Origin of the sequence: Fulvivirga imtechensis AK7 (assembly GCF_000331535.1) — a bacterium.
Taxonomy (GTDB): Bacteria; Bacteroidota; Bacteroidia; order Cytophagales; family Cyclobacteriaceae; genus Fulvivirga; species Fulvivirga imtechensis.
The window spans coordinates 22,028-40,093 of sequence record NZ_AMZN01000009.1 but is presented as its reverse complement, the minus strand read 5'-3'; the positions used below and the strand labels follow the sequence as shown (position 1 = coordinate 40,093).

The window sequence follows — 18,066 nt, the reverse complement described above, 5'->3', positions numbered from 1 at the left end:
TTTCGTAACAAAACTTTCACCATGAACCTCTTTTGTGCTACGGATGGCCTTTGCTTCTTTGGTATCCTCAATAAAATAAGCAAGTATCCTGGTACGGTGAATATAAGCCCGGTTGAATATGAACAGGAGTATGATGAGTATGATAATGACACCTAACATATTGAGCTATTTATATTTATTTTGGTTACCATGATTTGATAAATATGCGGGATGTTGCGACACCCATGACCGCTGCTGCTGATACCATTCCCTGTAATCTTCAGGTTCTTCCACCACTATGATCATTTTCATGGCAAAGTGCCCGCGACCACATATTTCTGCGCATGCTATTTCATAGTTGAAATCGGGATTTCCGGTTTTGCTCCTCATTTCTTCCGTAGTATATTTTGGTATAAACCAAAACTGGGTGGTCATGCCAGGAACGGCATCCATTTTTAGCCGGAAATGAGGGGCAAATACACTATGGATCACATCCCTCGATCGAATGAGGAAGAGCACCGGTTGTCCTTTGGGAATATGTATCCTTGGGGGCGTAAAATCATCTGTAGCTGCGGGGTCGTTCAGGTTCATGCCGAAACTGTTCTTGTCATCGATCAACCTGTAGTCGGTCTTTCCGAGTTTCCCATCGGTGCCAGGGTACCGGATGAACCAGACATACTGAGCCCCAAGGATCTCGACTACCTCGGCCTCCTTCGGTGGTGGCGATTTTACATCTGACCATAAAATTATCCCCATAGCAATGAGCGCTATCAACGTACCTGCAGTGATCACCGTCCATGAAATTTCCAACTTAAAATTATAAGGGTAGTATTTGGCACTGCGATCTTTTTTGTGCCGGAACCTGAAAGCAGCCCAAAATAGTAAAATATGTAGCAGCGTAAAGGGGATAAGTATAACAGTGGTGGCTATCCAAAAAAGCTTATCTACCCGGTCTCCGTGTTCCGAAGCGGCTTCTGCCAGCCCTTCATCACTGACATAGAATGAATACCCCCAAAAGCCACCTAAAAAGAGCAACAGAAAGGCCAGCATCAGATAAGCATTAACATCATTGCTTTTTACACTTGTTAATGGCCGTTTTTTGCTAATGTAGAGTAGGCGCAAGGCTTTATAAACGAGGTAAAATATGATTAATAGCAGTACCCCGGTGATATAAAACAATATTTCGGTCATAGATGAGAGTAGTGTTATATCCCCGTTATATTCGTTGATTTTTGGTTGATCTAGTGTGTCTGGTAATAGAAAATCGATAAAATAACCTCTTCAAATATATGCAGATATAATGCCGCATAACCCCAGCAGGTATACAGCAATGTATGTGCAGGATGAGGCGTACCATCAGTGGTTTTTGTTTCTGAAATGACTCGTTGATATTCCGAATATCGGGTAACAACCTACTCGGAGCGGGGAATTTTCACAACGATTGCCTGTGAATTTGAAACTATTTCTGTTAATTTGAGTTTAAATACACAGATGACCCGGTACTTATCAAATATTGCCAGAAGGATGGCGGCTGTTAGTTTGGCCGCATTGGTGCTTTTTACCACTACCGGTTTTCAATTGAATGCACATTATTGTGCTGGCTCATTAAAATCATTTAGCTTTTTTGGAGAAGCCGAAGCCTGTAAACATGAGATGAAGAAAATCATCAAAAAACCGTGTCACATGCATGGGGAGATGATGGCTTTGGAAAAATCAGAAGATGACTGCTGTGATTATCAGGATATCATGCTGGAACCTGCAGCCTACGAAGCTGTAGCGCTGGCTAAGGTGGCGTTTGATCAAAGTTTTGAATTTGTGCCACAAACAACTTCAGTGGAGATTCCTGCACATGCATCTGATGCACAACTCGATTTTATCACCACTTATCGACCCCCTCCGATTGACCGTGACATTTTTGTGATGGTTCAGTCCTTCCTTTTATAATTTATCTATTCACACACCCCGCAGATTATTTGTATGGTAATCTGAACGGGCTTCTTGTTTTTATTCCAAAAGCTGAATAGATAAAATTTTCATGTTAAATAATATCATACGTTTCTTTCTTGAAAACAAGCTGGTGACAGCGCTGCTTATTGTCCTTTTTGCCGGTTGGGGTCTGGTTACTGCTCCATTTGATTGGGATATTGACTTCCTGCCAAGAGACCCTGTACCGGTTGACGCTATCCCGGACCTGGGAGAGAACCAGCAAATCGTCTTTACCGAATGGCCGGGCCGGTCACCACAGGACATTGAGGATCAGATCACCTATCCATTAACTACATCTTTGCTGGGAATTCCCGGAGTTAGATCTATTCGCAGTTCGTCCATGTTTGGTTTTTCCAGTATCTACATCATTTTTAATGAAGAGGTAGAGTTTTACTGGTCACGGTCGCGTGTGTTGGAGAAGCTGAACTCCATGCCATCAGGTGTACTTCCGGATGGTGTGCAGCCTGCGCTAGGTCCTGATGCTACCGCCCTGGGGCAGATATACTGGTATACGCTCGAAGGTAGAGATGAAAAAGGGAACCCTACCGGAGGATGGGACCCGCAGGAGTTACGTACCATTCAGGATTTTTATGTCAGGTACGGACTTTCCTCATCAGAAGGTGTGGCAGAGGTTGCGTCTATCGGTGGTTTTGTGAAAGAATACCAGATCGATGTTCGGCCCGAAGCGCTGCGGGCTTATAACATCGGACTGCATGAAGTGATGGCAGCGGTCCAGAATGCCAACCGCGATGTGGGAGCGAAAACTTTGGAGATCAACAAGGCGGAATACCTGGTCAGGGGACTGGGCTATGTCAAAACCGTTGAAGATCTGGAGAAGGCGGTAATAAAAATAATAAATAATGTACCTGTCCGAATTGGCGATGTGGCTGTGGTTGCGATAGGACCGGCTACGCGCAGAGGAGTGCTGGATAAAGGTGGCGCTGAAGTGACCGGCGGTGTTGTGGTAGCGAGGTATGGCGCCAACCCACTGCAGGTGATAAAAAATGTGAAAGAGAAGATCGCGGAGCTGGAGTCGGGCCTGCCTGTAAAAACGCTTGAAGACGGTACTGTTTCCAAAGTAACTATCGTACCCTTTTACGACCGCACACAACTGATCTACGAAACCCTGGGTACACTTGAAGAGGCGCTGTCCCTGGAGATCCTCATTACGATCATTGTTATCATTGTAATGGTCGTTAACCTGCGAACGTCTGTGGTTATATCCTTCCTGCTACCTCTGGCGGTGCTGATGGTGTTCATTAGCATGCGATATGCCGGTGTCGATGCCAATATCGTTGCGCTGAGTGGCATAGCCATCGCCATAGGTACAATGGTAGATCTGGGTATCATCCTCACTGAAAATGTTATTAAATACATTGAGGAAAACAAAGGTAGAGCCATATCACTCCTGGAGACCATTTACACCGCTTCGGCAGAAGTGAGCAGCGCTATTGTTACTGCTGTTTCAACCACCATTATCAGTTTCATCCCGGTTTTTACGCTCGAAGCAGCAGAAGGAAAGCTATTCAGGCCACTTGCTTTTACAAAGACTTTTGCACTGGTAGCAGCAGTGATCATTGCTTTGTTTATCTTACCTACACTTGCACATTGGTTTTTTGGGTTGAAAATAAGCGGCAAATCAATGAGAAAATGGCTAAGCATTGCTCTTCTTCCTCTTGGGGTGCTGATTGTATTTACCGTTTCCGTGTGGGGAGGCATTGTTTTACTGCTTTTTGGTCTTGCCGGTGTAGCAAAAGCTTATACAGCATCTGATGCATGGTACCTGAAGCATGCCGGAGTGATCATCACCGTACTGGCAGTAACATGGCTATTGGCTATGTATTGGCTACCACTCGGAGTGCGAGGGGGTATATTCCTGAATATCATATTTGTAGTACTGCTCATCGGCCTGGTATTGGGCGGCTCACTACTGCTCATCCGGTATTACACCATCATACTTCGCTGGTGCCTGGATCATAAAAAGACATTCCTGTTATTACCTGCCTTTCTCGTGTTGTCTGGCATCGTAGTGTGGCAGGGTTTTAATACGGTTTTTGGCTTCTTAGCCGTTGGCTTTGACGCTGTGGGGGTGAATGTCAGGACCAATGCCGCCTGGTCGGGGATGGTCCATACTTTTCCTGGTGTGGGAAAGGAATTTATGCCATCTCTGAATGAGGGATCATTTTTGCTGATGCCTACTTCCATGCCTCATGCCGGTATGGAAGAAAATATCAAGACACTAAAAACGCTGGACATGCGTGTAAGCAGTATTCCGGAGGTGGATGTAGTGGTGGGCAAGCTGGGAAGGGTAGAAAGCGCCCTGGACCCGGCGCCTATCTCCATGTATGAAAATGTTATCAACTATAAGCCGGAATATGCGGTAGATGACAAGGGCAGAAGGATGAGGTTTAAAACAGATGATGAAGGGCGTTTCCTTTTGAGATCCGGTGATGCTTTAAGCCGCCAGGAGATCATAGCGCTGAGGCTTCCCAAAACGCAGCTTATGGCGGACGACAATGGTGAATATTTCCGCAATTGGCGTGACGAAATCCAAAATCCGGGTGACATCTGGAATGAAATCGTTAAGGCTACCAACTTGCCTGGCGTAACCTCCGCACCCAGGTTGCAGCCCATAGAAACCAGGCTGGTGATGCTACAAACCGGTATGCGGGCGCCTATGGGTATTAAAATAGCCGGTCCTGACCTGGAAACTATCGAGGCTTTTGGCTTTGCACTGGAAGAGGTACTGAAAATGGTGCCATCAGTAAAGAAAGAAGCGGTTTTTGCAGATAGGGTGGTGGGAAAGCCATACATACAGCTCAACATAGATCGTGATGCCATAGCACGTTATGGACTTACCGTGGAGCAGGTGCAACGCTCTATAGAAACGGCCATTGGAGGTATGAAGCTAAGCACTACTGTTGAGGGCAGAGAGCGGTTCCCCATACGCATCCGTTATCCGAGGGAGCTACGGGATGATCCGCAGGAGCTAAAAAGGATACTGATCATGGCGCCTTCAGGGGCTCAGGTGCCGTTGGGGCAATTGTCGGATATCGAATTCGTACGCGGGCCACAGGTGATCAAGAGCGAAGAGACTTTTTTAACCAGCTATGTGCTATTTGATAAAAAGCCTGAGTATGCAGAGGTGGATGTTGTTAATGATGCTCAAAAGGCTATAAACGATAAAATAGCAGCCGGTGAGTTGACAGTTCCACACGGGGTGAGCTATCGGTTTTCCGGTACTTACGAAAACCAGGTGCGTGCTGAAAAAAGGCTTTTTGTTGTAGTGCCATTGGTGCTGATCATCATCTTTTTGATCCTTTACTTTCAATTCAGGTCGGTGCTCACTTCGCTGATGGTGTTTACAGGAATAGCCGTGGCTTTTTCAGGGGGTTTTGTAATGATCTGGCTGTACGGGCAGGCGTGGTTTGCTGATTTTGAATTTTTTGACACCAATATGCGCGGACTTTTCCAGATGAAAACCATCAACCTGAGTGTCGCGGTCTGGGTAGGCTTCATCGCACTGTTCGGTATAGCCACTGACGATGGGGTGCTGATGACTACATATCTGGATCAGCATTTCGCAAAAGGGGTGAGGGGCTCTGTTCCTGCAATTCGTACTGCAGTAACTGAAGCCGCAGAAAGACGAGTGCGGCCAGCCATGATGACCACGGCAACCACATTGATAGCGCTGGTCCCCATCCTGACCTCTACAGGAAAAGGCTCAGATATTATGGTTCCGATGGCAATCCCCATTTTCGGGGGGATGACCATTGCCATTGTAACCATATTTGTAGTGCCTGTATTGTACGGGTGGTGGAAGGAAGCAACAATTAAAGACGACAGTAATGATGAAATTTAAATATTTATCACTGCTCCTTTCAGGAGCATTAATGGCCTGTAATACTCCGCATCTTCAGGATGTGGAGGTACACTATGCGGGTGAACTGAGGAAAATGATGCATCAGAATGACATCTCAGCCAAAGTAGATCTGGATACCCTGCGGGGAATGGGGCGCCTGTATGCCATCGGGGCGTTGGATTCCCTGAAAGGGGAGATACTGGTTGAGAATGGAACTCCCTATGTAAGTGTGGTTCAAAATGGAGGAGTTAGCGTATTGAATGATTTTAACTATCAGGCTACACTGCTGGTTTATACAATAGTGGAAGCATGGGGCCGGCATAACTTACCTGATACGGTGGAGACCATGAAAGACCTGGAGTATTATCTTTCAGGACTGGCGAAAAAGGAAGGGTTAAGATCGCCATTCCCTTTTCGACTGGAAGGAAAGGCTACAGCCGCTGAATACCATGTGATCCAACCTTTGGCAGTATCAAAAGCCACGCACGATGAGCATCGTAAGGCTGGATATCAGGGAGTGTTGGAAAATGAGAAGGTTTATATCACCGGATTTTACTCCACCGGTCATCACGGGATATTTACCCATCACAATTCAAACCTGCACATGCATGTGAGGAATGAGAAAGCAGATGAAATGGGGCATGTGGATGCATTGAGGTTAGATAAAGATGTTAAATTATTTATCCCGGTCAGCTTATGAGGTTATTACTATTCCATATCATATTCTTGATTCCGCTGGCTCAGTTAATGGCGCAGGCGGAGCTGAACCAGTACTTAGAAATAGCAGCGGAAAACAACCCGGAGCTAAAGGCCCGATATGCTGAATTTGAAGCATCACTGGAAAAAATACCTCAGGCCAAAACCCTGCAGGATCCTACGCTGTCGATTGGGTATTTTATTAGTCCTGTCGAGACCCGTGTAGGTCCGCAACGCGTGAGGTTTTCTTTAAGTCAGATGTTTCCCTGGTTTGGTACACTTGATGCCCGTGGCGATGTAGCCGCTTTGCAGGCGAAGGCTAATTACCTGAAGTTTATCAACGCAAGGGGAAAGCTGTTTCAAATGGTGAAGGGGCAGTATTACGAAATATGGGAAGTACAAAAACTCATGGAACTGGAGCAAAAGAACCTGGCGCTGCTGGATAGTTATGAAAAGTTGGCACAGACAAGGTTTAGCAGCGGAGAGGGACGGCTGGCAAATGTTCTTCGCGTACAGTTGGAACAGCAGCAGGTGAAAACGCAGTTGAAGATTCTCCAAAACCGGATGGAACCCTTAAAGGCATCCTTTGAAAGGCTGATCAATCAACAGGTCCAACCGGAAATTGTGATAGCCGATTCAATCCCTGTTAAACCATTACACGAATATATTAGACCTGATACTTTGCCCGCACATCCTGTCGTTCAGTTTTATCAACTCCAGCAGCAGGCTTCTGGGCAGAGCAAGCGTGTAGCGATAAAAAGCGGTTACCCGAACCTGGGGGCAGGTTTGGACTATGTAGTAGTGGATAAAAGAACAGACATGTCGATGTCTGACAATGGAAAAAATGTGATTATGCCTATGGTGACTATAGGGTTGCCCATCTGGCGAAAAAAATATAATGCTGCGGTAAAGGAAGCAGAATTGAGGGAAGAGCAATTTCAGTTTGAACAGGAAAATGCGATCAACACTTTTCTGTCACAGTTGGACATAGCTTACTATCAGTTGCAGGTGGCGCAGGATCAAATGGACCTGTTTAGATCCGAGATAGAGATCTCTAATAAAACCTTAGAGCTTTCCATATCAGACTATACTAACAACCTTTCTGATTTTGAAGAGGTGCTACAGATACAGCAGAAGCTGATCCAATTTGAGCGCGGGTATTATACTGCCTATAAAAATTACCTGCTAATGATGTCGGATATAGAATACCTGACCTATGAAGTGTCAGAAGAAGAGAGAAACAACTAAAACAAAGTGATAAAACATAACAATTTAGGTGCGAAGCTGATTTTAAATGTAGAATTCTTAACCAATCAAAAACATTTAAATTTATGATAACTGCTAACCACACTCTAGACAAAATTGCTTCCATACTGGGAAGTGAAGCTTCTGATTTACTGGAGCATGAATGCAAAACAGTTAAAAAGGAGGCGCTGCATCACACAGGACCTGATAAGGTGGATAAGATATTTGCCTCGAGCAACCGGTCGCCTCAGGTGTTGAGAAGCCTGTCCACATTATATAATACAGGTCGGCTTGCGGGGACTGGCTACCTCTCGATCCTTCCTGTGGATCAGGGTATAGAGCATTCGGCTGGTAGCGCTTTTGCTCCCAACCCTATTTACTTTGATCCTGAAAAGATACTGGAGCTTGCCATTGAGGCACAGTGCAATGCCGTGGCAACAACATTCGGAGGATTGGCATTGCTTTCCAGGAAATACGCCCACAAGATACCTTTCCTGGTGAAGATCAATCACAACGAGATGCTTTCCTATCCGAATGCTTATGATCAGATCATGTTTGGGTCGGTTCGGGAAGCATGGGAACTTGGGGCGGTTGCTGTAGGCGCTACCATTTACTTTGGTTCGGAAGAATCTACCCGGCAGATCATGGAAGTGGCTAGTGCCTTTGAAGAGGCGCACCAGTTGGGAATGGCTACTATACTCTGGTGCTATACGCGGAACTCGAATTTCAAGCAGAATGGCACCGACTACCACACCGCGGCAGACCTGACAGGGCAGGCCAACCATTTGGGAGTAACCATACAGGCGGATGTGATCAAGCAAAAGCTGCCGGATACCAACAGGGGTTTTACTAACCTGAAATTTGGTAAATCACACCCTGATATGTACGATAAACTGGCCACGGATCATCCGATTGATCTTTGCAGGTACCAAGTGCTGAATTGCTATTCCGGTAGAATCGGATTGATCAACTCAGGAGGAGCCTCCAAAGGTGAATCTGATATTCAGGAAGCAGTCAAAACAGCAGTAATTAATAAAAGAGCAGGTGGTTCGGGATTGATATTAGGCAGAAAGGCATTTCAGAGACCTTTTAATAAAGGTGTGGAACTTCTGAATACGGTGCAGGACGTCTACCTCAACCAGGACATTACGCTTGCATAAATATAGTCACTGGTTATTAGTCACTGGTCACTAGGGGGCTTGTAGCTGAGGGCTTAAAATTAGATAATATGAGAAACTACTTTCGAAATCCATGGCTTGTTGCTTTGCTAGCATTGGCAACAGGTCTTTTTTTAGGGTATCTGTTCTGGTCTGGTAATGATGCCAATGAGCAGGAAGCAGACCATTCTGTTGCGGAGCATGCCGATGAAACTGTCTGGACATGTTCTATGCACCCCCAGATCCGTCAGTCTGAACCGGGAAAATGCCCGATTTGCGGTATGGACCTGATCCCACTCGCTTCTGATGACGGTGGTGTCAATGCTATGGCAGTTTCCATGACGGAGACAGCGGTGAAGCTCGCCAATGTGCAAACCATGCAGGTAGGAACTGCGGCTGTTGAGAAGGCTATCCGGCTCAATGGCACGGTAGTACCCGATGAAAAGCTGGTGAAGTCACAGTCTGCTCACGTTAGTGGTCGTGTGGAGCAGCTTTTTGTCAATACTACAGGTGAGTATGTGCAAAAAGGACAGCGCCTGGCCAGCATTTACTCTCCCGAACTGATAGCTGCCCAACAGGAGCTCTTGCAGACACTTTCTATTAAGGACTCTCAGCCTGCCCTGTACAAAGCTTCAGTGGAGAAACTAAAAGCTTTGCGACTCTCGGAAAAGCAGATCAACGGTATAGGTGAATCAGGCAACATTCGGGAAACCATCGATATTCTGGCTGACCAGTCGGGTATAGTCATGGAAAAGAAAGTAAATGTGGGTAACTACCTGAAAAGGGGAGAGGCCTTGTATACTATAGCCGACCTGTCGCGGGTGTGGGTGGAGTTTGATGCCTATGAAAATGACCTGCCATGGGTTGATCTGGGTGATCGCGTTGAGTTTACCGTTGCCTCATTACCGGGACAAAAATTTGATGGTAAGGTCACCTTCATATCTCCGGTGATCAACATGCAGACACGGGTGGCACGTGTAAGGGTAGAAACCGCCAATCCCGGGCAAAAGCTGAAGCCACAGATGTTTGCCACAGGAATCGTGCAGGCAGAGATTCGGGCTGATGATCAACAACTGACACTACCAAAGTCAGCAGTAATGTGGACGGGCGAAAGATCTGTTGTCTATGTGAAGGATCAGGCATCGGAAACCCCTTCTTTCTTAATGCGGGAGGTAGTATTAGGGCCATCGCTGGGCGACAGGTATGTGGTTGAGGAAGGATTGGAAACTGGGGAACTGGTAGTGGTGAATGGCACTTTTACCGTTGATGCAGCAGCTCAGCTTGCTGGAAAGCCTAGTATGATGAACCCTGAAGGAGGTGCAGCTATGACAGGACATGACCATGGGGTGGTGTCAGGTACGATCACCAATGCTCCGGTGCAGCGGGTAAAGGCAAGTGAGGCTGCAAAAAAGGAGTTGGAAGACTTGATACTTAGTTACTATCCGTTAAAAGATGCTCTTGTAGCCTCTAATCACAAAGAAGCGGTGATCGAAGCTAAGGATTTTAAAGCCAGGCTGAATAAAATATCAATGAAGAATTTTGAAGGAGAGGCTCATGACCTTTGGATGCAGTTGCAGGGCACTCTAAATAGAAATGTGGAAGCATTGATTTCATCGGCCAATATAGATCAGGCGCGTAAGCATTTTATCCCGCTCTCGGAGGGCATGGTGAAACTGGCGAAAAGCTTTGGGCCTTTTGCACAGGCCATCTATGTACAACATTGCCCTATGGCCAATGATGATAAAGGAGCTGACTGGCTAAGCAGTATTGATGAGATACGCAATCCTTATTATGGGGAGATGATGCTTACCTGTGGTGAGGTATCTGAAACAATTGAATAATTTTTGAAACCTTAAATATTACACAATGAAAACTATGAAACTTATTTTTAACATTTGCTTGTTATTATCCCTTATGGCCTTCGTTGTTGCCTGTAACAAACCTGCGGAAAATGTAGACACAGAAGCTACAACAGAAGAACGGCACGAACATGAGGACATGCATGAAGGAGAGCAGGCTACAACGGCAGATTTTTCGGGAATTTCCGATGAACAGTCTAAAAATGTTATCAGCTCCTACCTGGAAGTCAAAGATGCTTTGGTAGCCACCGAGGCAGATCAGGCGAAGGAAGGGGCGAAGAAAATGCTGGCTGCTCTCGAAGGAGCAGAAGGTAGTCGGGCTGTTAGCGGACTTAAAGAAGATGCCCGGCATATTGTTGATACTGATGAGATGGAGTATATCAGAGAACACTTTGACCAGATGTCTCAAAACATTTATGCACTCGCTAAAGCAAAAAATACAGGGATGACCCTTTATAAACAGCATTGCCCTATGGCATTTGATAATCAGGGCGCTTACTGGCTGAGTTCAAGTAAGGAGATCAGAAATCCGTATTTTGGTGATAAAATGCTAAAATGCGGAGCTGTGAAAGAGACTATCGCCTCGAAATAGAAATACTTGAATGAAAACCGCAGAGGTAACGGAGGCTTATGGAGAAGGCAGAGAGATTCCTCTGTGAACCTCTGTTCTCCTCCGTTTCCTCTGTGGTTAATCAATGACTTCCTGTCGGTTATTGTCAAAATCGACTGAAAGTAGCTGGATTGCTTCGGAGTACATTAATTTCTCGTAAAGCTACCGCTATTGGCATACCAATACTCACTGGTGCCTCCCGAACCACTCCAACTGGCGAGATTAAAGGTATTAGAACCGTTGGTCGTGCCAGGAACTACATAAGCAGATACAGCCTGTCCGCCCCTGTACCACGTTAGAGGTGTTCCGGACTGACATGTTTCGGGTGTACCTCCATTGCCTTTCAGGAAATATGCACTTCCCGAACCGAATACTTTGGAAGACCCGTTGCTTTCCACCAAAACAGCAGTTGCCTCATCGACCCCAATCCCTTTAACACTTCCGTAGGCCACACCAAAATCCTGTACTAAGCGAGCCATAAAGGTAAAGTGGCGGCCTTGCCTGTCTCTTTCATTGTAATGTGAATCGGTGATAAGGTTGGAGAGATAATTTACATTTAAAAAGCTTCCGCCATCCAATCCTGCCATCCCGGAATTGTATGGGTCATTCAGGGCCTCGCTGGAGATCACTGAGGAGCCTGTAGCGCCATAATAGAACTCTCCAAGTATAGCTAATCCCGCACTGGAACCACCAATAGGTATATTTTTGGTATTAAGCGCGTAATTAATGGCAGCTTCAAGTTTGGTATCCTTCCAGTAGTTGACATAATCAGACTGATCACCTCCGGCAATGAAGATAGCTTCTGCATTTTTTACAATTGTTTCCGTGGTGGTATGGTCGGCATCAGCCCGTGAGTCAACAATAATGGTTTCAACCGAATTGACTCCTCCGATATCATTGTAGATAAAGCTGTTGTATCCGTCAGATCCGGATGCTCGCAGCACCACGAAATCACCACCTCCTGATTTGTTAACCAAGAACTGGAAGGCCGCTGTTTCAGCAGTAGTGTAGGCGTCTGCACCACCCATCAGGGCTATTCCGAATGAAGTGGAAGTAGAGACGTCTGCAGCATCGCCTGTTGTGTAAACTTTGGGGCCATTCCCACCACCGTTTCCGCCGCCTCCATTCCCACCGCCATTCCCACCTCCAGGTTTTTTGGCACTTGAGTCTATTTTAGAATCGATTTGTGATTGATCTGTTACTGCGTCTTCTTCGCATCCAAAAAAGAGCAATGCTGCTAACGAAAGCAGGATGTGTGTTAGTTTAATTTTCATAACGATATGGGTTGGTTAATAGATAAAATACCCTGTTCCCGCACCGGGAACGGAGGTATTTTTAGTAAAAAAACTGTTCACAGGCATCATCCTGATACCTGTAGCCGGGAAGTTGTATGAAAATTAGATGGGCTAACAATCAAAAATGGGTTGCAGATTACGCAAACCGAGGGCCTTACAAGGTAAAAACTTGTATGGTAGGAGTTTATGGATATGTGTGCGTTGAGTCTGCATTCTTGAAATATTCCAAAAAGTAGCAATTAATTAAGACATTGTCAAGAGAAGAGGGTATTGATGCCTCATTCTGGTAGTATACTTTACAATACCGTTTTCTTTTGTCTTTCTTTCAATGCATTGACCAGTTCTTTCTTTTTCATCTGAGAGCGGCCTTTAATCCTTCGCTTTTGTGCCAAATCGTAAAGTGCTTCTTTGCTTTTATTGGTAAGCTTTTCATCTGGTTGTTCGGTTCTTTTGGTTTCAGTTGGCTCAGCCTTTTTTTGGCTGATGGTATTCGTTATTGCGTCTAACAGTTCCGCTCTACTCATTTTTGAGCGATTAGGTATATTCCTTTCTGCGGCCACTTCATAAAGTTCAGCTTTGTTTTTGTGTTCCAGACCATATATTCGTTCTACTTCTCCAACAGTGTATGGTACTTGTTCGTCTTCATCCGCTTCTTTCAGGTTCTGGATCACTTGCTCTAAAAATTGGATCACCTTTTTGCGCTGTGTCTTTTCTTTAGTATTCCATCTGTTTTTGCCGGCCCGTTTGTGGGCTACCTTAAACTTTTTGCCATCGAGACAGGTCATATAGCTGTTGGCGTCCAGTTTACTCACCCGCTGATGGGCTACAATCAACCAGTTGTATTCTGTTCCCACAGGTGCCCCTGACCCTTCGGGAGCCTTTCCCGCTCTGTTTTTTGTCGTTTCGTAGTAAATATCCCAATTTTCCGGGGTCACTTTGCGTTCTCGCCACTCTCCCCGGTCGTAATACCACTTATGGCTGGCGCCAATCTTCATACCCGAATACCGGGAGCCTTCAAACTCTTTGAACATATTATATTTTTCGCCACCTTTATTATCACCCTTTGCCATAAGCCGTCCTTCGTTGTTTAATAATAAAACAGGTGAGATATACGACATGTTTTCCCGGGTTATTAAAAAGGGCCGATGGAGTAATGTTAATACCCCGATCACTTTTTTACTCGTTACAGTATCTATAAGAGAGAATGTTTAAATTTCCCCCGGAATGGTACAGTTGGAAGACCTCGAAATCCTTTTGAGAAAGATCACGGCCCGGCACAACGACCGGTTCAAAGTAGAGTGCCTTTATTCCGATGGTCAGGGAAATACTATTTTGATGATCTCATTTTATAACATGCAGTCGAAGATCTTTGGAAGAATAGCATTTCAAAAGGAGACCGGGGAGGTTCGAAAATGTGTTTATAAGAATCAGCGATTTAGAGATGCACACAACATTGTGGATGCTCTGCTCGATGTGTACAATTACCAAAGATCCGCATAAAGCGATTATTTGTATGTTTAAGCTCTCACCAAAGGTAATGTACAGCACCTGAACGAACCTCCTGTAGCAGGCGCTGCATCAAAAGGGAGTTCTATCACCTCAATGCCAACTTTCTTCATCTCGTCATTGACGCGCTGACATTTTTTATGATCACGGCTGATGACAGTATCCTGATTAATGGATATTACGTTAGTAGCTAATTCCGCCTGTTCTTCAGCATTGATCTCTATCCATTGATATTCATCTTTTATAATACCCGGTACTTCACGGAATCCATCAGGGTATATCAAGGCATGTTGCCGGCCTACCGGGTTAAAAGTACAGTCGAGGTGGAGGACATTTTTCCCTTCGTCAAGGCTGCGACAATAGACTGGTACCAGGTTAAACCTGTCACCAAATACTTCTTCCAGAAAGTCAAAACCGGCCTCATTAGTCCGCTGGGAAATACCAACGAAAATATTGCCTTTGTCCACTAATATGTCGCCACCTTCAAGAAGTATGTCGTTACCGGGTGGTAAAAGTATGGCCGGTTCCTCTCCCTTCATGTTGTTGATCATAGGGAAAATACCTGCAGCTTCATACCTCCTGCTCTGGTTGACCATATTGCTCATTACAAACTTATTTCCAATGGTGATACCAATATCTCTGGGGGTCAATTGATCGTATACAAATTTCCCAACATATTGTGGTACGAGTACTTCTACTCCACGGGCTTCGAGGTGATGCTTAAAACTCTCAAACTCCGGACCTAACTCCTGCACATCAGGAAGCCCTTTCTTTTGTTCCTCATTGACTATCTCTACGTAGGCTTCCTCCGCGCGATAGCCCTGATAGCGTCCTATTATTACTTTCTTTAGTGGGTCTGTTTCGTTGTATTGGTGAAAAGTGTTCAAAATCAGTCTTCAATTTTTAATTCTCGGAAAACGGCAGCAATGGCGTCAAAATCAGCAGGTACATTTTTTCTACGCCCCTTGCTGATGGCCTTTTTGGCAATGTCGCCCCTCTTCGTTTCAATAATTTTTGCTATTCTTTGATGCAGTATTTGCTTTTCAGGAAGCAGTTGCTCCATCATCTCCTGTGCTTTTAAGCCATGCCCCGTGATAATTGATACCACGATATTATCAGGCGCTAAGTTAATGTGTTGGCTCATTTTTTCGATAGCTGCAATAGAAATAAGAGAAGCCGGCTCAGGTAAAATGCTGTTTTTTAAAGCAATATCCTCTTCCTGTTCCAGAAAATCACGCAGTACAAGTTTTACATCACTGTTGTTGACCGCTACTGCCAAACCACCGGAATGTAGCACTGCTTTAGCGGCTTCAATAGAATCATAGCCTTCCTCAGCCAGGATTGTACTGCCTATGCTGGCATCTTCAGGGTCCACTTTAGTAAGATCACAGCGTTCAGGTATTTGTGTTTGTTTTTTTCTGACAGCCTGAAAAACAGGGTTGGCGCGGGCAATGCCAGCCGATATCATTTTCGGAAGCTTCGATATTAATCCTAATGCGTACAGTTCCTGAAACCCCTTCCAAATTCCAGCCAGTCCGCTACCATTAGCTGTTGGTACCACTACATAATCGGGTACAGTGCAGTTGGCGTCATCACCGCTGAGCTGTTTTACTATCTCAATTGCTGTTGTTTTATCCCCGTGAACTCTGTAAGGGTTTCTGACAGACCAGTTATCAAAGTTATTTTCGGAAAACACATTCCGGGAGTTTAGTCTTGCGAAAAGCCTGAACCCTGTTTCAAAGTTGGTCTGCTCATCACCGATTACTACTACATCTGATCCATGATCGCGGATAAAATTGATCTTTTCCGGGTAAGTATCCCCGGCAACAAATGTGATGAGCTGCATATTTAACTTCTGTGCGAAAATGGCGGCTGAGGCAGCAGCATTGCCTGATGAATAGATAACAGCATGTCGGAGGCCTCTGCGTCTGGTGTTCAGGAGGGTCAGCAGGGTTTCCCGATCTTTGAAGCACCCACTAGGGTTGTGGCCTTCGTTTTTAATAAATGTTTTTATACCATATTGATCACTAAGGTGAGGTAAATAATATAAGGGGGTCATACCCACAGGCTCCAGCCCTTTTGGGTAATATGCCCGAAACGGGACCCCATAATATTGCACGATCCCGTCAGGGTGATCAAAGCGATAGTCATAAAAAGACTGCCTAAGTAATAACTTTTCTTTACTGGTGATAACAGGTTTGACATCTAGTATCCTGTATTCATTAAACCATTCTTCCGGTATGCAGTCACAAGTATAATTTTCTGAATTATTGACCTCCCCACAGTAGAGGCATCTCTTCTCAAAAGACATGTCGGGTGTTGTCGAGGCTATTGCCGAAGTGTCAGTGCTTGCTTCTTTATTGTATATATTTTCAGGCAAAAAAATGTTATTTGGTTTCACAAAGACCTCTGCGCGAGGTACCCTTTTCTTTTTCAAAAAGCGTACCGGGGGGCGAGTATGCGTTTGTTTCAATCCTTTATTTATTAAATTAACAAATTAGAGGGATAATTGTCCCCGAATGTAAGGTAGAATGTGGAAATTCAGTCGCAGACATTCCTTTATAGCTAAGAGGAGAAACACATGATGGATCAAATCTGATGAGACAGCAAAGCTGCTACAGAAGGTTCTTGTACTTAGCCTGACCACCATCTTTTATAACCTGGTGGAAGGAGGAATTTCCACTTTTTATGGTTCTGAAGATGAAACCCTTGCACTGTTTGGGTATGGTGTTGACAGCTTTGTGGAGGTAATATCCGGTTTAGGCATAGCGCGTATGGTTTGGAGAATGCGCAGGAACTCCGTTGACAAAAGGGATCGATTTGAAGCTGTTGCCTTAAAAATAACTGGCACCGCATAATAGGAGCTGTGGTGAATATTTATATGACAGCAGAACCTGAAACCACCCGGATAGGTATCATTATAGCAGTTATATCCATGCTTACCATGTATTTTTTATATAAAGAAAAACTTCGTGTAGGCAGGAAGCTGCAATCCGCGCCTATCATTTCCGATGCGCATGGTACCAAAACATGTTTTTACCTTTCATTTATTCTGTTGGCATCCAGCCTTTTATATGAGCTGATTGGAATACCTTATGTAGATGCTATTGGTAGCCTTGGTATAGCCTGGTATGCTTTTAAAGAAGGAAGAGAGGCCTTTGAAAAAGCAAGCTCCGGAAATATTACCTGTGGTGATGACTGCTGCGAATAAGTATGTAACTTGATGTAATGATACTAATCCGCTGAATTTTTACTGCTTATGAAATCCAGAATTTTCAAATTTAAGGCCTGGAATACGGAGGCAAAACTAATTGTAAGGCTAAACCAAATAGACTGTATAAAAGGTGAGCTTCATAAGAAGGGTCATATCCTGTTGCAATACTCGGGGGTAAATGATAAAAGTGGTTCGGAGCTTTATGAAAATGACATAGTGCTCATCGACTCAAAGCGATCTATTATACACTGGGACGAAGCACGGAGTGCATGGTGCAGAATAGAGGAAGGTACACCGGATGTGAAAATTCCTTTGCTGCATAAAGAAATGGAGGATACTATACGGTTATGCAACTACTATGAATCCCCTGACTCTTTTAAGGCGAGGTTCTAGGATTTCATTTTATTGTCAATGTACGATACAGCCTGATTGATAGTCTGCAGTTTTTCCGCATCTTCATCGGGTATTCTGATGTCAAAAGTTTGCTCAAATTCCATCACCAGCTCGGCATAATCAAGGGAGTCAATTCCCAGATCTTTTACAAAATTAGCATCAGGAGTAACTTCCGTTTCTGCTATTCCGAGTTTGTCAACTAGTATCTTTGTGATGGTTTCCTGTATGTTCATCGACCTGTTTTTAAATTAATCCGTAAATCTA

General features: G+C 44.8%; 17 protein-coding genes. 11 read left to right on the top strand and 6 right to left on the bottom strand.

What is annotated here, in order from left to right; genetic code table 11:
- Positions 1–165: 165 nt before the first annotated feature.
- Positions 166–1,170 (bottom strand): cytochrome c oxidase subunit II, encoded by a 1,005-nt coding sequence (locus tag C900_RS03820; protein ID WP_009578283.1) that lies wholly within the window; start codon positions 1,168–1,170, stop codon positions 166–168.
- 300 nt (positions 1,171–1,470) lie between these two features.
- Between C900_RS03820 and C900_RS03815 the strand changes: the two genes are divergently transcribed.
- The 7 genes from C900_RS03815 (at position 1,471) to C900_RS03785 (ending at position 11,376) form a co-directional block, all read left to right on the top strand.
- Entirely contained in the window at positions 1,471–1,923 is a 453-nt protein-coding gene (locus C900_RS03815) for an HYC_CC_PP family protein (protein WP_009578282.1), read from the top strand.
- Between the two features lie 91 nt (positions 1,924–2,014).
- A complete protein-coding gene (locus tag C900_RS03810) occupies positions 2,015–5,827 on the top strand; it encodes an efflux RND transporter permease subunit (RefSeq protein WP_009578281.1) in 3,813 nt (1,270 codons plus the stop codon).
- Positions 5,814–6,527, top strand: coding sequence for an acetolactate decarboxylase (locus tag C900_RS03805; protein ID WP_040495530.1), 714 nt, complete (start codon positions 5,814–5,816; stop codon positions 6,525–6,527). The genes C900_RS03810 and C900_RS03805 overlap by 14 nt, the downstream gene beginning before the upstream one ends.
- Complete coding sequence (locus C900_RS03800; protein WP_040495528.1) at positions 6,524–7,771, top strand: TolC family protein; 1,248 nt, start codon at positions 6,524–6,526, stop codon at positions 7,769–7,771. Before C900_RS03805 ends, C900_RS03800 begins: the two co-directional genes overlap by 4 nt.
- Before the next feature lie 83 nt (positions 7,772–7,854).
- Positions 7,855–8,928 (top strand): class I fructose-bisphosphate aldolase, encoded by a 1,074-nt coding sequence (locus tag C900_RS03795; RefSeq protein WP_009578278.1) that lies wholly within the window; start codon positions 7,855–7,857, stop codon positions 8,926–8,928.
- A gap of 68 nt (positions 8,929–8,996) precedes the next feature.
- Entirely contained in the window at positions 8,997–10,766 is a 1,770-nt protein-coding gene (locus C900_RS03790; RefSeq protein ID WP_009578277.1) for an efflux RND transporter periplasmic adaptor subunit, read from the top strand.
- A 25-nt stretch (positions 10,767–10,791) separates the two neighbouring features.
- On the top strand, positions 10,792–11,376 hold the full coding sequence (locus tag C900_RS03785; RefSeq protein WP_051052768.1) for a DUF3347 domain-containing protein: 585 nt from the start codon (positions 10,792–10,794) through the stop codon (positions 11,374–11,376).
- Between the two features lie 164 nt (positions 11,377–11,540).
- Here the strand turns inward: C900_RS03785 and C900_RS03780 are convergent, their stop codons facing one another.
- Both C900_RS03780 and C900_RS28070 read right to left on the bottom strand, forming a co-directional pair.
- Positions 11,541–12,668 carry a cyanophycinase gene (locus tag C900_RS03780; protein WP_009578275.1) on the bottom strand — a complete coding sequence of 376 codons (1,128 nt, stop codon included), beginning with the start codon at positions 12,666–12,668 and terminating at the stop codon, positions 11,541–11,543.
- A 317-nt stretch (positions 12,669–12,985) separates the two neighbouring features.
- Positions 12,986–13,807 (bottom strand): Rho termination factor N-terminal domain-containing protein, encoded by an 822-nt coding sequence (locus C900_RS28070; RefSeq protein ID WP_083867428.1) that lies wholly within the window; start codon positions 13,805–13,807, stop codon positions 12,986–12,988.
- Positions 13,808–13,913: 106 nt separating this feature from the next.
- On the opposite strand from C900_RS28070, the gene C900_RS03770 reads away from it, so the two are divergent.
- The gene (locus C900_RS03770; protein ID WP_009578272.1) at positions 13,914–14,189 is read left to right on the top strand and encodes a hypothetical protein; all 276 of its coding nucleotides are present in this window, start codon (positions 13,914–13,916) and stop codon (positions 14,187–14,189) included.
- Positions 14,190–14,206: 17 nt separating this feature from the next.
- Here C900_RS03770 and C900_RS03765 read toward each other — a convergent pair whose 3' ends face one another.
- Both C900_RS03765 and C900_RS03760 read right to left on the bottom strand, forming a co-directional pair.
- Complete coding sequence (locus C900_RS03765) at positions 14,207–15,082, bottom strand: dimethylarginine dimethylaminohydrolase family protein (RefSeq protein WP_009578271.1); 876 nt, start codon at positions 15,080–15,082, stop codon at positions 14,207–14,209.
- 2 nt (positions 15,083–15,084) lie between these two features.
- On the bottom strand, positions 15,085–16,575 hold the full coding sequence (locus C900_RS03760; protein WP_157493881.1) for a pyridoxal-phosphate dependent enzyme: 1,491 nt from the start codon (positions 16,573–16,575) through the stop codon (positions 15,085–15,087).
- A 283-nt stretch (positions 16,576–16,858) separates the two neighbouring features.
- Between C900_RS03760 and C900_RS30535 the strand changes: the two genes are divergently transcribed.
- From C900_RS30535 to C900_RS03750, 3 genes are read left to right on the top strand one after another with little or no spacing between them, the layout of a single operon-like run.
- On the top strand, positions 16,859–17,053 hold the full coding sequence (locus tag C900_RS30535) for a hypothetical protein (RefSeq protein ID WP_009578268.1): 195 nt from the start codon (positions 16,859–16,861) through the stop codon (positions 17,051–17,053).
- Between the two features lie 8 nt (positions 17,054–17,061).
- A complete protein-coding gene (locus C900_RS30530) occupies positions 17,062–17,406 on the top strand; it encodes a cation efflux transmembrane domain-containing protein (RefSeq protein WP_245558395.1) in 345 nt (114 codons plus the stop codon).
- A 48-nt stretch (positions 17,407–17,454) separates the two neighbouring features.
- Positions 17,455–17,802 (top strand): YopX family protein, encoded by a 348-nt coding sequence (locus C900_RS03750; RefSeq protein WP_009578266.1) that lies wholly within the window; start codon positions 17,455–17,457, stop codon positions 17,800–17,802.
- On the opposite strand, the gene C900_RS03745 is transcribed toward C900_RS03750, so the two are convergent.
- A complete protein-coding gene (locus C900_RS03745) occupies positions 17,799–18,035 on the bottom strand; it encodes an acyl carrier protein (protein ID WP_009578265.1) in 237 nt (78 codons plus the stop codon). The two genes, C900_RS03750 and C900_RS03745, sit on opposite strands and share 4 nt — an antisense overlap.
- Positions 18,036–18,066 lie beyond the last annotated feature (31 nt).